The organism is Tenacibaculum insulae (assembly GCF_964512435.1).
Classification (GTDB): Bacteria; Bacteroidota; Bacteroidia; order Flavobacteriales; family Flavobacteriaceae; genus Polaribacter; species Polaribacter insulae_A.
The window spans coordinates 149,528-166,037 of record NZ_OZ208512.1; the positions used below are offsets into that span (position 1 = coordinate 149,528).

Sequence of the window (16,510 nt, forward strand, 5' to 3'; positions counted from 1 at the left end):
ACGTTGGCATTCATTAACCAAAAAAACGAAAATCGAGAAAATAAATGGCATTATTTAAAATAGAAAAGTCTTTAGAATACATTAAAGAAAAACCTTTCCGACTTGAAAAAGAAATTCAAGAAATGACTGAAAGTAATTTAAAGACAATTCTCGGACTTGATTTTGTGAAATCTGAATTTGCCCTAAACAACTTCCGAATTGACACTCTTGCGTTTGACAAAGAATCAAATGCCTTTGTTATTATTGAATATAAGAGAGATAAGAATTTTAGTGTAATTGACCAAGGTTATGCTTATTTGTCATTAATGCTTAATAATAAAGCTGACTTTATTCTGGAATTTAATGAAAACCTTGACAAAACACTCAAACGAAATGACGTAGATTGGTCACAATCGAGAGTTTTATTCGTTTCACCAGCTTTTACAAATTATCAACGTGAGGCAATAAATTTTAAGGACTTGCCGATTGAACTTTGGGAAGTCAAAAGATTTGAGAATAACACAGTTTCATACGAACAAATACAAAAGGCAGGAGCTCAAGAGAGTATAAAAACTATTTCCAAAACCGACCAAACAATTGACAATGTTGCGAAAGAAATAAAAGTCTATTCGGAACAGGAACATTTAGAAAACGGAAGCGAAGAAATAAAGGAATTGTACGAGAAATTGAAAAACGCAATTCTGAATTTTGACAATATAGAAGTTAAACCAAAAAAGAAATACATTGCTTTTGTTTCAGGCAGAAATGTAGTTGATATTCATCCACAAAGAAAAGCTTTGAAAATTTGGATAAATATGACAATTGGAGAACTTGACGACCCGAAAGGAATAACAAGAGATGTTTCTTCAACTGGACATTGGGGAAATGGAGATTATGAATTACAAATAAAATCGGACGAACATTTAGAATATATCTTGAGTCTAATTAAACAGTCGATTAAGAAAAATAAAAAATAACGAAATGCCAACAACGTGTATAATTAATGGCTAGTTATCGCCTACTTACGAAAATCCTAGCGGATTTTCTATTCGGTTTTTATTTGCTAACTTTAGTGCTTTAAAACGCCAAAAATCATACACAAAAACGTTGGCAAACATTACCCAATCACACTCTGAAAAATGAAGAAAATAGGAAAATACATTTTAGTTGGAATTGCAATATTGACTTTTTTAGTTATTAAAGGTTATTATAAGCAGAAAAAAGAAATGCGATATACAACTGAAAAAGAGAAAGCGGAATCTGAGATTCGGAAAGAAGTAATTGACTTCCAAACAGAAATGAACAAGGGAAGAAATGAAATTAATGAAAAACTAAAAAAAGGAACTCGAAAAAGAAATAATTGCGAGTTTGCAAGAGATGAAAATAATTTATTATTAACTAAACCTCTATCAATTAGAGATAACAAAACAGTAATAGAAATAAGTTCTTACAAAATAAATGATACTCTTGGAATATCTTTAAAATTCACTTCGAAAGACATATTGAATTTTAACAAAGACAACAAAGTTAAACTCGTTATTGATAGCAAAAACAAGATAACTTTAAGAATAGATGAAATTGGAAAAAGAATTGAACATAAAAAATCTGGTCTATTCATTAATAATCTTTTTGCTGTTTGGGACAAGCCTGATTTCGAACTATTAATTGACAACAAGTTTAAAGAAATTTTCGTGGAAAGCGAGGACAGAAATATTTTGCTGACTTTAGATGGAAAAGGAAAATTATCGAGCCAAATTCAATGTGTATATTTTTAAAAATATTTAGGAATGGAAGAATTAAGAAAATTAAAAGAGAAAATAAATTTTGTAATTAAATCTAACGACAAAACTGAAATTCTTGAACAAGTAAATTCACTTAAAGATTATAAACCAAGTGAGTTTTTTGTTAAAGAAATAATCGGATTGAACAATGAACTATTTGAACAAATGGAAATTGAAGATTTTAGGTTTCACTCTTTATTAACAATTCAACAAGCAATGATTGAAATTAGTGGTTTAGGATTACAAGAAATACATTTGAAATTAAAATAACGATTTGCCAACAACGTATAAAATTAATTGCTTGTTTCGAACCTACTTACGAAAATCCTCGCGGATTTTCTATTCGGTTTTTATTTGCTAAATTACGTGCTTAACCACGCAACTAATCTTATACAAAACCGTTGGCGGTAATTTAAAAAAACATACATAATTGAAAAAAATTGATTTCCATATTCACACCGTTCAATCTGTAAGCGACAGACATTTTGAATTTGACATCGAATCACTTCAGGAATATGTAAATCTTCTTAAAATTGATTGTATAGCTATTACTAATCATAATTTGTTTGACAAAATCCAATTTGAAGAAATATGTAAAAAACTTAAAATTAAAGTTTTTCCTGGAATCGAAATTGATTTAGAAGGAGGTCATTTATTATTAATATCTGAAAATGATATTCTTGATGATTTTGCTTTAAAATGCCAAAAAGTAAAAGACCTTATTCCTACCAAAGATGATTCTATAAATTATGAGCAATTAATTGATATTTTTCCTAATCTCAAAGATTACCTTTTAATTCCTCACTACGATAAAAAGCCAAATATTAAACCAATCACCTTAGAGAAATTAGGAGATAACATAATTGCAGGAGAAGTAACTAGTTTAAGAAAATTTAAAACTTGTATAAAAGAGGCTGACAAACTAACACCACTAATTTTTAGTGATTGTAGATTTGTTGAAAATATGTCTTCATATCCAACAAGACAAACTTATGTTGATGTTGAAGAAACAACATTAAATGCTATAAAAGGTTGTTTATATGATAAAACTAAAGTCTTTCTTTCAGAAGAAGATGGAAATGACTTTTTTCAAGCGACTGATGATGGAATTATGTTGTCAACAAGTTTAAATGTAATCGTTGGAGGTCGTTCTTCTGGAAAAACATATACACTCGACAAGATTTGCGAAAATTTTGATAACGTAAAATATTTAAGACAATTTTCTTTACTACAAAATGACAAAGAGAATTTCAAAAAATTAGTAACAACAAGACACAGTTTAGTTACGGAAAATTATCTCAAAGAATTTAAAGATGTTGTTTTAGACGTAAATGAAATAGATTTAAAATCTAATAAAATTTCGCTGGACAAATATTTAATTTCTCTAAAAAAATATGCTTCTGAAACTAATAATTTAGATACATTTTCAAAATGCAAATTGTATAATGAAACTAAATTCACACTTGATAGTTTAGAAAATCTTAAAAAGTTAATTTCTGCTACAGAAACCTTACTTGAAACCAACGAGTATAAAGATATAGTAAACAAGCACACAACAGATATTAGTTTAAAGAATTTAGCTATTGAACTAATTCAAAAGTACAACGAACTTTATGAGCAAAATCTAAAAAAAGATTGGACAAATAATTTAATAGAATCTATAAAAGATAGTTTAAAATTTCGCTCAACAACAACATCAATTGAGGAAGTTGATTTTTCAAAAATTCAATCAGAGAAAATTAAAGTTGAAAAGTTTATTAAGTTGGTTAAAAATGTCCAATCAGAAAAAATTATTGATAGTAAAGAAATACGCGGTTTTAAAGTTTTAGCAAAAACGAAAAAATATACAGGAGCTGGACAATTAAAAAAGAAAAGTAAAACCAATTTACGTTTTAGTGATGCGTTCAATAATTACGAGAATCCATATAAATTTTTAATTTCTCTTCAAAACGTAGGAATCGAAGAAACTGAATTCTATAAATATTTTGTAGATATCGATTACAGAACATTAAATAAACACGGCTATGAAGTTTCAGGTGGAGAACGTTCTGAATTTAATTTACTTCACGAAATAAGTGACGCATTAAAGCACGATTTGTTATTGATTGACGAGCCAGAATCTTCTTTTGATAATATTTTTCTTAAAAGCGAAGTAAACGAATTAATTAAAGAAATATCAAAGGAAATTCCAGTAATTGTTGTTACTCACAATAGTACTATCGGAGCATCAATAAATCCTAATCACCTTGTATTTACGCAAAAAACTGTTAATGCAGGAAATGTAGATTACAAAGTGTTTTTTGGTCATCCAACTAGCAAAATATTAAAAAGTGTTGGTGGAGAAACAATTAAAAACTTAGATGTACTTCTAAACTGTTTAGAAGCAGGAGAAGATGCTTATAACCAAAGAAATATAACGAATTATGAAATTCTTAAAGATTAATAATAACCAAGCCTTTTTTCTAAAAGATAAAGCGGAACCGGAAACTTGGACTGAAATTGACAAAATTGAGAAAGAAGATTTAATGAAACTTCTAGATTTCGCAATTGAAGAAGATTTTGAAATGGACGTTTATGATGAAAATAATTTGGCCAATAAAGCGCATCAAATAATCTACAAAGGTATTTATGAAAAGCTGAATACGTTCTTAAATAATAAAGACCGTTTTAAAGACGAAACAGAAGCAATTTATAAAGAAGCTTTGGAAAAATATCAATAAAAAACTACCGCCAACACCGTATATAATTTATTGCTAGTTCTAGCCTACTTACGAAAATCCTCGCGGATTTTCTATTCGGTTTTTATTTGCTAACTTTAGTGCTTAAACCACGCAACAAATCATATACAAACACGTTGTAGGTAATAAAAAAAACGAAATGGAATTTGAACCAGAATACATAGGTGGAATTGGTAAAATTTTGATTTTAACTTTATTAATTTCTGTTTTACCAAATTACTTTTTGCAAAATGAAAATCCATATTTATTATTTGGAATAGCAATTATTGTATTTCCAATAATTCTAAATCTGAAAAACAAAAAATGGATTAAAAGAGTGAAAATTGACTCAAAAAACGCTGAAATACGGATTGAATATCCAATAAATTACTTTGGAAAGAAAAAATTAAATCTTTCGTATTCTAAAATAAAAAAAGCTACATATTATGAATATATGTATAGAACACCTGCTCACTATAAAATTGAATACAATGACGGAAAATTAAGATTTGAATGCAGTGAAAAAGAATCTGAAAAAATCAATTCTATATTAGAAAAAAAAGGAATTAAAACAGTTTTTTATCACAAAAAGGAAAATGTTAGATTTAGATAATACTACCTACAACACCGTGTATAAAAAATTGCTTAAATTAGTGCTTTACCAAAGGTCGTTGCGTTTTTGCCACTTTGGAATTTTCCGGTGGAAAATTCCTCGCGCACAAAACAGCAACTTTTCATAGCACAAACACGTTGGCATTCATTGACCAATCACACTCAAAATCTAATAAAATGGATAAATTATTAACAAACCGGAATTTGATAATTGCGAATTTTGCAATTGTCTCTTACTTTATTCTCATTTGGTTAATTAACTTTTATAAAATAGATTTTGTTTTAATAGGAGTTTTTAGAGAAATATTGACAATTCCATTTTTGATTGCACAAATTGTGTTTTTAGTTATTGGAATAAGATATTTGATGAAAAATAAAAGGAATCCACTAATAATAATTAGCTTTTTTACATTAGTAATTTGTTCAGTCATTACGATTGGCAGTTTCTTTTAAAATCGAATATAAGTAAGAATAAAAAAACGGAATTTAGCAAGTTGCGAAATTGCTCACTCAATCGGAATTAAAAAAGTTTGCGGAATAAATAGCTAACCGAATTAAATCAAAACGAAAACAGAATTAATGAAAAAGAACTTACCATTAATAGTAATTATAGCAAGTGCAATTTTAATTATTGTGAATTTTATAATGTCTGAGAAAATTGACCGTGGATTTTGGATGTCAACATTATCGAGTGTTTTAATTATAATATCAATGGTTTTAACATTTAGAGAGAACAAAAAGAAAGACGAAAAATAATAAACTGAATAAAAACAACGAAATGCCAACACCGTATATAATTTATTGCTAGTTTTAGCCTACTTACGAAAATCCTCGCGGATTTTCTATTCGGTTTTTATTTGCTAACTTTAGAGCTTAAACCACGCAACAAAACATATACAAACACGTTGTGCAACATTCCCAAAAATGACTAAAAAGCTTACATTTTTACTTTTATTTATTATATCAACTTCCTTTTCACAAGAAGTGATTTCAAATAAGGAAACTATAATTGAACTTAAAAAATCTTCAAAATCATTAAATACGAATTTAATTCTTCCCAAAAAGGAATTTTATATTGGCATTGTTATAGACTTAATTGTAGAGAATCTTGAATTCAATCCTTGTATTGAAATTGATTCAAACATTGAAAAAAACGAAAAAATAATTGAGATTCTTGAAGAATATAATCTTCTTGAAAAACTATACTTTGAAAATGAAAATGAGGAATATGAAAATATTGAATCAAATCAAAAATTTGAATGGGAAAAACCTAAACTTATAATTCAACTCTTTTTTGAGACTGAAAATATGAAAGCAATGAACAATGTTTTTATACCAATATTTGAAAAAAAATTAGCGAAAGAATTGACAAAGAAAATGGGTGAATTATTTAATAATGAATACTGTTTTAAGAAACTGAAACGAAAAATATAAAACGTTGCACAACAATGTGTATAAAAAATTGCTACATTAGTGCTTAACCAAAGTTAGTTGCAATTTTGTTACATCTGAATTTCCTTCGGAAATTCCTCGCACACAAAACCGCAACTATTCATACACAAAACCGTTGGGCACAATTAAAAAAAACATCGTAAATGAATAAAAAAATAGGCTTAAAAGAAGCTATTTCTATCGGAATTGGAGGAATGGTTGGTGGTGGAATTTTTGCAGTACTTGGACTTGCTGTCGCACTAGCCAAAGGTGGAACACCAATAGCATTTTTATTTGCTGGTATTTTAGCTTTAATAACTTCTTATAGTTATGTTAAGCTATCAAAAAAGTATCCTGACAGAGGTGGAACTGTTAAATTTATCAACCAAGGTTTCGGAAAAACAATCTTTAGTGGCGGAATTAATAATCTATTGTGGATAAGCTATATTATTATGCTTTCACTCTATGCTTCGGCATTTGGGTCTTACGCACCAAATTTATTCGAGTTAACCCACGACAAAACCATTGATTCACACATTTATGCAAGTGCAATTATTGTTTTAGCTACAGCGATTAATTATTATAGTATTGCTGTTGTTGGAAAAATAGAATCTTATGCAGTAATTATCAAATTGGTAATTCTAATTTCGTTTATTTTTATTGGTGCTTATGGTTTAATTGGCAATCCAAATGTCGCTCAACTTGCAGTCACAAATTGGGAAGCACCAATTAAGTTATTTGCTGGCGGAATGGTTATTTTCGTTGCTTATGAAGGGTTTGAACTTATTGCAAACGCAGCACCAGATATCATTAATCCTGAAAAGAATATTCCAAGAGCTTATTACTATTCTGTGATTTTCGTGATAGTGCTATATATTATTATTGCATTAGTAACTGTGGGCTCACTTCCTTTTGCAAAAATCGCAACAGCTCAAGATTATGTGTTGGCAGAAGCAGCAAAACCAATGTTAGGAAAAGTTGGTTTTTCCATAATTACAGTAGCTGCATTAATTTCAACTTTTTCAGCAATCAACGCATCCCTTTATGGAGGAAGTAAAGTAAATTATGAAATTGCAGAAGATGACGAACTACCACATCATTTTTTAGCAAAACTTTGGAATCAACCAATTGGCTTAATGATTACAGCAGTAGCTACATTAATTTTAGTAAACTTACTTAAACTAGAGAGTATATCTACTGCAGGTAGCGTTGGTTTTTTACTCATTTTTGGGGTCGTTAACCTTGTTGGATATCGATTATCAAAAGAAACTGGCAGCAATAAAATAATTCCATTAGTCGGTTTTGTTTTATGTATGATTGCTACAGTAATATTAATCAATCAACAATACACCTCAAATACTATTGGTGTAATAATCTCAATCGCCATTATTGGATTTTGCTTTTTAATGGAATGGATTTACAAAAAAACAGAAAAAAAATAATATGGATAATTTACTAACGTTTTCAATTACTGTTTTTACTGGTTTTTTCGCAATAATGAATCCTCTTTCAAATATGCCAATATTTCTTACATTAGTAGAAGGAGCAGACAAAAAAACAAAACAAAGAATAAATTTAAAGGCTGTAGTAATTGCTTTTATTATTGTTTCCGTATTTGTTGTTTTAGGGAAATTTATCTTCGAATTATTTGGAATAACAATACCTGCTTTTAAAATTACAGGTGGTATTTTAATTTTCTATGTAGGTTTTGAAATGCTACAATCCAAAAAATCAAACGTCAAACACCTAGAAAAAGTTAACATTGATGAAAACATAGCAGTTTCACCTTTAGCTATACCAATTTTAGCTGGACCAGGAACAATTGTTACAGCTATGAATTTCGTGTCCCATTCATCTTATATTCATATTGGATTAGTAGTACTTGTTTTCGGAATAATGTGTTTATTAACCTATATAACATTTAGCTTAAGCGATTTTATTGCAAAAAATATTGGAGACAACGTAATTTCAGTAATTGGAAAATTAATGGGACTAATTATTGCAATTATCGGAACAAGTATGGTTATAGAAGGAATCAAAATATCATTTGACTTGGTAAAATAAAGTGACATTGAACTGAATAAGAACTGTGCCCAACAATGTATAAAAATAATAGCGGTTTAATCGCTAAAACAAAAGTAAGTGAATATAAAAAAGGTCTGTGTTTAATCGAAAAATTAGTGCATTTTAATCCGCTACTATTCTTATACTAGACCGTTGGCACACATTTATGAAAAAACGAACAAATATGAAAAAAACTATCTACTTTCTATTTATTGCAGCAATGACAATTAGCTGTAAAAACAGAGGAATCGTATATAACGACGCGATTCCAGAGCACGACAGTTTAACGATTAGCTCAAAATTTGTAAATGAAGACAGAGTTATCAATATTTGGACACCACCAAACTACGATGAATCGACTGACAATTTTCCTGTGCTTTATATGCCTGATGGTGGAAAGAAGGAAGATTTCCCACACATAGCTAATACTTTGGCAAAACTTATTAAAGAAGGAAAAATTCCAGCTCATATTTTGGTTGGTATTGAAAATACGGAAAGAAGAAGAGATTTGTCAGGACCAACTAAAATTGAATATGATTTAAAAATTGTACCAAATCCAGGCGGGTCAAATAATTTCAGAAATTTCATTAAAAACGAGCTGTTTGCTGAAATAAATAAAAGATATCGAACAAAAAATAAAAGAGCGATAATTGGAGAATCTGCCGCAGGAATATTTGTAATAGAAACATTTCTCTTGGATAATGATATGTTTGACTATTATATCGCAATGGATCCTGCTTTGTGGTATAACGAGCAATATTTAGTTAAAAATTTTGAATCTTTAGCAAAAGAGAATTATCAAATAAAAAAGAAACTTTGGTTTGCAGGTTCTGATGCAGTTGACATTTCTACACACACAAGGGAATTAAACAAAAAATTAGAAAACTTGAATATTGGATTAATATGGAAATATTCGGACGAACCTGAAGAACAACATAATACCATCTTTAGAGCTACTAAAGAAAAAGCTCTGATTTGGACTCTGAATGAATAAAAACGTGTGCCAACAACGTATAAAATTAATTGCTTATTTTGGCTTAATCAAAGGTCGTTGCAATTTTGTTATGTCTGATTTTCCTGCGAAAAACCCTCGCACACAAAACCGCAACTAATCTTATACAAAACCGTTAGCTTTAATGCTAGAGCAAGTTTGCGGAATTGAAAAAAGCCTATTTGTTTTTCGAATTTTTTTTTTGAATTTTAAGAAAGTAAAAACCAAAAAATAGTGTTGCGGAATTTTTAAAAACACGATGAATTCTCACTCAAACTCTGAATTGAATTGCGTCTGACTTTTTAGCTTGTTTGCGGAATCGAAATCTGAATTGAAAACTCGAAAACACACTCAAACGGAATTTAGCAAGTTGCGGAATTGCTCACTCAATCGGAATTGAAAAATATTGCGAAAATTTAGCAAGTTTGCGGAATTATAAACTGACCGAAAAAAGAAAATCGGAAAGAAATATTAAGCGGACAAAAAAGCACTAAAAGCTAACAACGTATAAAATTAATTGCTTAAATTAGTGCTTTAACAAAGGTCGTTGCTGTTTTGTTACGTCTGATTTTCCTGCGGAAAATCCTCGCACACAAAACCGCAACTAATCTTATACAAACACGTTGGCATTCATTAAAAACATTACCTAATAATAAGTGTTAACTAATAAAAATTGAAAATTATGACAAAAATTAAAGCTTACTGTATTGGCGGAGGAATCGGTTCTTTAACTGCCGCAGCATTCATGATTCGTGATGGAGGAATGGATGGAGACCAAATTACTATTTTTGAAAAACTACCGACCCAAGGTGGTAGTTTGGACGGAAAAAGATTAGAGGATGGCAGTTATTCCTTGAGAGGGGGCCGTATGTTAACTACAGACCATTACGAGTGCTTATGGGGTCTTTATGAACATATTCCATCTTTGAATAATCCTAATCTGTCTGTAAAAGAGGAGATTATTGCTTTCAACAAAAAGCACATCCCTCACTCACAAGCTCGACTAGTAGATGAAAACCGCCACATTGTGGATGTTTCAAGTATGACTTTCACAATGAAAGACAGGTTAGAGTTACTTAAATTAACAGAAGCTTCCGAAGAAAAACTTGGCACTTCAAAAATTTCTGATTGGTTATCAAAAGAGTTTTTTGACTCAAACTTTTGGTACATGTGGCAAACCACATTTGCATTTCAAACATGGCATAGTGCAGTTGAGTTTAAAAGATACTTACACCGTTTCATGAACGAGTTTCCCAGAATTGAAACTTTGGCTGGTGTAAAAAGAACCATTTACAACCAATACGATTCCTTGGTGCTTCCGTTGCTCAAGTGGCTTAAAGACCGAAATGTTAATTTTCAGGCTAATACTACGGTAACAGATATCGATACCATAGATATTGATGGTAAGGTAACTGTCACATCCTTAACTCTTTTGAACAATGGAGAAAAACAAACCGTTTCGGTAGAATCTGACGATATTGTGATTTTACAAAATGGTTCAATGACAGACGCTTCAAGTCTAGGAAGTATGACAACAGCACCACCTCATAAAACTAAAGAAGACAGTCAAGGATGGAAATTATGGGAAAAACTAGCAGATGGGCGACCAGAATTTGGAAACCCAAAACCATTTAACTCCAGTATTCCAGAATCTTTTTGGGAATCATTTACAGTAACATGTAGAACACCCGATTTTTTCAATAAAATGACAGAGTTTTCAGGAAATCAACCAGGAACAGGCGGACTGGTTACATTTAAAGACTCTAATTGGCTTATGTCAATAGTAATTTATCATCAACCTCATTTCATAAACCAGCCTGAAGAACTGCAAGTCTTTTGGGGATATGCGCTACACGGTGACCAAGTTGGGAATTTTGTTCCGAAAACCTTGGTTGAGTGTAATGGTGATGATATACTAACAGAATTGTGTGGACATTTAAATTTCGATAAAGCTGTATTTGACAAAGCAACATGTATTCCATGCAGAATGCCTTATATCACATCTATGTTTATGCCTAGAGCTTATACAGATAGACCAAAACCAGTGCCAGAAACCTCAAAAAATTTAGCAATGGTCAGTCAATTTGTAGAATTAAAAGATGATGTGGTTTTCACTGTAGAGTTTTCAATTCGCGCTGCACAAACTGCGGTATATCAACTTCTCAATATAGACAAAGAAATACCAAAAATTACGAGACACGATAAATCTCCGAAAGTACTTATCGACTCTGTAATAAAGGCTTTTAAATAGAAAACGAAATGCCAACAATGTATATAAGCAATAGCGGTTTAAGTGCAAACTTGAACCGCTATTCTTGTTTAATGGGTATACTGCTATTTGCAGCATTTTCGGTGATAATCCGCTACTGCTCATATACTAAACGTTGGGCTTCATTTCTCACTCGAACTCAAAAAAATGAAAAAGAAGATAATAATTACATTTTTTTTAATTTTAATTATTCTAGCTGGAATGTTTAGTTGGAAATATTTGAATTGGAAAAAAAACTTATATGAACAACCTGCTTCTTTAGATTTATTTATAGCTCAATCATTCTTTGAAAAAGATGAAGAAAGACCTTGGGCTGAATTTTGGGATAACAGTTGGAATAAAGTTACAAATGAAAATAAAAGAACAATTGAATGGATTTCAAATTCAAAAGATTTTGAAAAAACAGATTCAATATATCTTGGTTTTAAAAATACCACAAATGAAAAATTCTATTATGTAACTTGGGGGGAACCAAATTCGAGAATTAGAATTAGTTATAATGTCTTCAAAAACGGAAAAATTGATTCTATTCCTTTTAAAGGTTTTGGTTGTGGAACTGGAATTTATATTACTCCTTTAGAAAAAGGAGAAGTTGCAGGTGGAAAATTTTTGAATCCAATTTTATATAATCCATATTCAGGTTATCCATTACCAGTGAAAAATGAAATATTTCCAAAATTATTTAAAGAAATATATGGAGATTCAATTGCTATAAAATTTGAACAAGCAACTTATAGTTTACCTTGGAATAAAATTCCGTCACAAATGATAGAATCAAAAGAAATCATTATTTCAACAGAAAAAGTTATTGAAAATTGGAAAAAATCAGAATTAAAATTAAGTAAGGAATTTGATAAAGAATATGAAAACAGTTACTATTTCGAAGAAAATGGAATTTACAAATTAAGTTCTTTATTTGAAAAAAAGCAGGAAAAATAAAAACGAAAGCCCAACACCTTGTATAATTTATTGCTAAATAATCGCATACTTACGAAAATCCTCTCGGATTTTCTTGGTTAGTGTTTTATTTATTAACTTTATTGCTTAAACTCGCAACAAACCATACAAAAACACGTTAGCAAAAACTTTGGAGCCGCAGCCTGAAATGTCCCTGTTTTTAATTATGTTTTCTGCTTAAAAATTTAAAAAATAAAAACTCGCTAATTTAGAATTTTCATCTCTTTTAAAAATTGAGCAAAACGTGGAATTAAATTCTTTGCAAAATCATTAAATCTGAGAATTTTATATAAAGTTGGAAAAATTGAATAGCAAAACGCAAAATAAGATCTTTATAAAAATATTAAACGTGAAAACTTATTCAAAAACCGGAAAAATTAAATTGCGGAATAGAAAGTGTCAATTAAATTAATTGCAAAAATTTTAAGCAGGAAAATTTTATTCTATAAAACTTAAAAACATAATTACGGAGCAAAACGTAACTAAAAACTCTTGCTAAAATCTATGATTCTATTTGTGAAAAAATCTTAGAAATATTGAAAAAGTGAAATTTAATATCACAACGTGAAAATCAAAAACGGCGGAATTAAAATCTTTGCGGAATATATTTCAAAAGAAAAATAGGAAAGCATAAAAAAACACGCATTTGCTAACAACGTGTATAAAAAATTGCTTATTTTTAGCTTAATCAAAAGTTGTTGCTCTTTTGCGTTTGTCAATTTTTCCTGCGGAAAATTTGCCGCTCACAAAACTCGCAACTTTTCATAACACAAAACCGTTGTGTGTCATTAGAAAAAAATGAAGTTAATACCAGTAATAGAAATCGGATATGCAAATCAGGGGATTGAATCTCCTGAACAGGGACCTTATTGGAAATATCCAACTGAATGGGATGATTTCAATCATAAGTCATACAAAAAAGCTGGATTCAAAGATTCTTTTAAGCCATTCGACCCTGGAGCTTCGATTTACAGTATTGATTTAATTAGTGACGAAAATCTTAATAAAATTGTCGTTGACCACACAGAGGAATTACGAAAAGCTGAATATGATAGAGAACAAGCAAGTCCTTTATTTGGTGGATATGTTCTTGAAATTAATGGAGAAAAGCTTTTCTATCCACAATGTTGCGGAGATTTAGGAGATATCCAGTTTTGGAGAAACATTTCAAATGGAAAAGAATCTTTTTATGAAGGACACCCTGCTCCAATAGTAAAATTTGACAAAGACGAGATTATGTTTGATTTAAATGTTCAGGAGTTTGAAGAGGAATTTACTCCAATTCCTAAGAGAAGGGTTTTTCGAATAAAAAAAGAGGAATTGAAAAAGGCTATTAATGAAACAGAATTGATTTTAGAAAAATTTTCAAACCGAATTAAAGCTATTAATCAATCAGAAAATTTGAATTTGGAGAGGATTGAAGATTTATTGGTTTGGGAGAATATTAATTATTAATAAAAACGAACACACAACACCGTATATAATTTATTGCTAGTTCTAGGCTACTTACGAAAATCCTTGCGGATTTTCTATTCGGTTTTTATTTACTAAATTAGTTGTTTAAACCACGCAACAAACCATATACAAACACGTTGGGCAAAAGCTAAAAATCAGCCTGCTCATCGTAAATAGCTTCATAGAATGAAAGAGATTTTTTTAAACTTTCACTCATAGTCTTATCGAAATAAACAACTTTGACTCTTGATTTCGGATTATCTAATAATTCAAATGTAGGAACTTCTGTAAATTTGAATCTTGTTTTATCTGGGTTTTTTCCAGCTTGTAAAACTCTTGAACCATAATGAGAAACGAGATTTCCATTTGGCATACAAATTAAATTTATATTTAAAATGTTTAAGTTAACATCTTCATAAACAATCGTTATGAAAAATGACAAACAAATTTTTTCGTTTTCTTTTCCTTTATTATAAAACGGAGGTAAAGCAGGCTCATATATCCTAACTGGATCGAAAGAATCTCCATTTGCTTTTTTTATTTCCGACTTATAACTATTTTGGTTTCTACCTACGAAAACATTTTTTGTAATATCTCCTATATTTCTTGTCTGAACAGTTTTTAAATCTATATGAATATATGCATCGTCTACTTCAAAAAACATATCAGCACCAACAGGACACGAATTTGGTTGTCCTACACCTTTACCATTGAATAAAGCATAAATAATTCTTTCGGCTCCAACAGCAAAATTGGAAATATTAGCTCCATATTTTCCAAACCAATCATCTTTAATCGTTTCTTTGGTTTGAAATCCAAACATCATTTCATCTTCAGCGTACTTTAGGAAATAATAAAACTTATTTAAGTACTTTTTCTCTAACTCTTCTATTTCTCTGTTTGTCATTTTCCTTTTGTAATTCTTTTTTAATTTCTTCTGCTACTTTTTGAGCAAGCAAAACAGGAACAGCATTTCCGATTTGTTTATACATATTCCCTAAACTTCCTTCAAACTCAAAATCAATTGGAAACGTTTGAATTAAGGCACACTCACGAACTGACATTCTTCGCTCTTTATTTGGGTGTATTTCAGGTCCTGTAGCAGTTATAGTGTCACTTGGTCTATCCCAATTATTGATTCGTAAAGATTGTTCAAATGTTATAGGCTTTAATTCCAATTCTGTTACTTGTTTATCGAACTTGTCGTCAAATCCTAATATTTTCTTTAATTCCCACCAATCACTTGGTTTAGGAATACTTCCAGAGCCATTATCTTTTCTAAACCAATGTCCAGCAGTATGAGCGTATCCAAAATGTTCATCAACTCTTTTTGTACTCCAACCACTTTTATTTCTCCAGTATTTTAAATAATCACAAATTTCAAACTGATTTACTTTGTGTTTTCTTCCCCAAAATTTATCGTGAACATTAGTTCTTGCTTTGTGATTTATAATTTTTTTATTGTCTAAAGTAAAAGCTTTATCTCTTATTCTTGCTTTTGCAAGAAAACCAACAGTTTCTTTAACTGTTACAAAAGGTTTGAGATTTTTATCAAATAAATTATCAGAAGAGCCGTGTGTTTTTTTAGGAAACGGATTTTTTAAACCAAGCCTGTTTCCAATTATGAAAACACGCTCTCTATTTTGTGGAACTCCATATTCAGAGGCTTTCAAAAGTTTATAATCAACATCGTAACCGAGTTCTTGAAAATCATTGATAATCATTTCAATAACTTTACCTTTCTGCATAGAAAGTAAACCTTTTACATTTTCGGCTACAAAATATTTTGGTTTTTTATCTTTTATAATTCGTAACATTTCTTTGTATAGAAAATTACGTTCGTCTTCCATTGACCTTTTAATATTTGCAATAGAAAAACCTTGACAAGGAAATCCACCTAATAAAATATCAAAATTATCTGGAATTTCTGAACTTGGAATTTTGGTAATATCTCCTAAAACTATGTGATTACCAATATTTTTTTTATAAGTTTCTACTGCTTCTTTGAAAAAATCATTAGCCCAAACGACTTCATATCCAGCATTTATGAATCCTAAATCTAATCCTCCACAACCTGAAAAAAGACCAGCTACTTTATATTTTTTATTTTTATTCATATTTTGAGAGACAAATATATAATATTTACGATTGAAAAAAGCCTTTGCCCAACAACGTATATACTTTATTGCTGTTTTTTGCCAATTTACGAAAATCCTCGCTTACACAAAAGTTTGTTTTTTATTTACTAAATTTA

Annotated in this window: 16 protein-coding genes; 14 read left to right on the forward strand and 2 right to left on the reverse strand. The window is 29.8% G+C overall.

Translation table 11 applies throughout. From position 1 onward, the window contains the following. Positions 1 to 44: 44 nt before the first annotated feature. The 14 genes from ACN5J5_RS00605 to ACN5J5_RS00670 all read left to right on the forward strand — a co-directional run bounded on the left by ACN5J5_RS00605 (position 45) and on the right by ACN5J5_RS00670 (position 14,256). Positions 45 to 956 (forward strand): DUF5655 domain-containing protein, encoded by a 912-nt coding sequence (locus ACN5J5_RS00605; RefSeq protein WP_068704865.1) that lies wholly within the window; start codon positions 45 to 47, stop codon positions 954 to 956. A gap of 162 nt (positions 957 to 1,118) precedes the next feature. Next, entirely contained in the window at positions 1,119 to 1,754 is a 636-nt protein-coding gene (locus ACN5J5_RS00610; protein WP_418645428.1) for a hypothetical protein, read from the forward strand. 12 nt (positions 1,755 to 1,766) lie between these two features. Next, positions 1,767 to 2,030 carry a hypothetical protein gene (locus ACN5J5_RS00615; RefSeq protein ID WP_418645429.1) on the forward strand — a complete coding sequence of 88 codons (264 nt, stop codon included), beginning with the start codon at positions 1,767 to 1,769 and terminating at the stop codon, positions 2,028 to 2,030. A 160-nt stretch (positions 2,031 to 2,190) separates the two neighbouring features. Then, complete coding sequence (locus tag ACN5J5_RS00620) at positions 2,191 to 4,203, forward strand: PHP domain-containing protein (RefSeq protein ID WP_418645430.1); 2,013 nt, start codon at positions 2,191 to 2,193, stop codon at positions 4,201 to 4,203. Next, positions 4,184 to 4,480: a hypothetical protein gene (locus ACN5J5_RS00625; protein ID WP_105050579.1), complete on the forward strand. Its 297-nt coding sequence runs from the start codon at positions 4,184 to 4,186 to the stop codon at positions 4,478 to 4,480. The genes ACN5J5_RS00620 and ACN5J5_RS00625 overlap by 20 nt, the downstream gene beginning before the upstream one ends. Positions 4,481 to 4,637: 157 nt before the next feature. Next, entirely contained in the window at positions 4,638 to 5,090 is a 453-nt protein-coding gene (locus ACN5J5_RS00630; RefSeq protein WP_418645431.1) for a hypothetical protein, read from the forward strand. Between the two features lie 578 nt (positions 5,091 to 5,668). Continuing rightward, positions 5,669 to 5,845, forward strand: coding sequence for a hypothetical protein (locus tag ACN5J5_RS00635; RefSeq protein WP_418645432.1), 177 nt, complete (start codon positions 5,669 to 5,671; stop codon positions 5,843 to 5,845). 168 nt (positions 5,846 to 6,013) lie between these two features. After that, positions 6,014 to 6,523: a hypothetical protein gene (locus ACN5J5_RS00640; RefSeq protein ID WP_418645433.1), complete on the forward strand. Its 510-nt coding sequence runs from the start codon at positions 6,014 to 6,016 to the stop codon at positions 6,521 to 6,523. A 161-nt stretch (positions 6,524 to 6,684) separates the two neighbouring features. Continuing rightward, complete coding sequence (locus ACN5J5_RS00645; protein WP_418645434.1) at positions 6,685 to 7,962, forward strand: APC family permease; 1,278 nt, start codon at positions 6,685 to 6,687, stop codon at positions 7,960 to 7,962. 1 nt (position 7,963) lies between these two features. Continuing rightward, positions 7,964 to 8,584 carry a MarC family protein gene (locus tag ACN5J5_RS00650; RefSeq protein WP_418645435.1) on the forward strand — a complete coding sequence of 207 codons (621 nt, stop codon included), beginning with the start codon at positions 7,964 to 7,966 and terminating at the stop codon, positions 8,582 to 8,584. 184 nt (positions 8,585 to 8,768) lie between these two features. After that, the gene (locus tag ACN5J5_RS00655; protein ID WP_418645436.1) at positions 8,769 to 9,578 is read left to right on the forward strand and encodes an alpha/beta hydrolase; all 810 of its coding nucleotides are present in this window, start codon (positions 8,769 to 8,771) and stop codon (positions 9,576 to 9,578) included. A gap of 679 nt (positions 9,579 to 10,257) precedes the next feature. Further along, positions 10,258 to 11,826 carry an oleate hydratase gene (locus ACN5J5_RS00660; protein ID WP_150940946.1) on the forward strand — a complete coding sequence of 523 codons (1,569 nt, stop codon included), beginning with the start codon at positions 10,258 to 10,260 and terminating at the stop codon, positions 11,824 to 11,826. 165 nt (positions 11,827 to 11,991) lie between these two features. Then, complete coding sequence (locus tag ACN5J5_RS00665) at positions 11,992 to 12,783, forward strand: hypothetical protein (protein WP_418645437.1); 792 nt, start codon at positions 11,992 to 11,994, stop codon at positions 12,781 to 12,783. 816 nt (positions 12,784 to 13,599) lie between these two features. Further along, positions 13,600 to 14,256, forward strand: a complete 657-nt coding sequence (locus ACN5J5_RS00670; RefSeq protein WP_068704887.1) for a hypothetical protein — start codon at positions 13,600 to 13,602, stop codon at positions 14,254 to 14,256. 148 nt (positions 14,257 to 14,404) lie between these two features. On the opposite strand, the gene ACN5J5_RS00675 is transcribed toward ACN5J5_RS00670, so the two are convergent. Then, the gene (locus ACN5J5_RS00675; protein ID WP_418645438.1) at positions 14,405 to 15,163 is read right to left on the reverse strand and encodes a hypothetical protein; all 759 of its coding nucleotides are present in this window, start codon (positions 15,161 to 15,163) and stop codon (positions 14,405 to 14,407) included. Beyond that, the gene (locus ACN5J5_RS00680; RefSeq protein WP_418645439.1) at positions 15,117 to 16,373 is read right to left on the reverse strand and encodes a DNA cytosine methyltransferase; all 1,257 of its coding nucleotides are present in this window, start codon (positions 16,371 to 16,373) and stop codon (positions 15,117 to 15,119) included. The genes ACN5J5_RS00675 and ACN5J5_RS00680 overlap by 47 nt, the downstream gene beginning before the upstream one ends. Positions 16,374 to 16,510 lie beyond the last annotated feature (137 nt).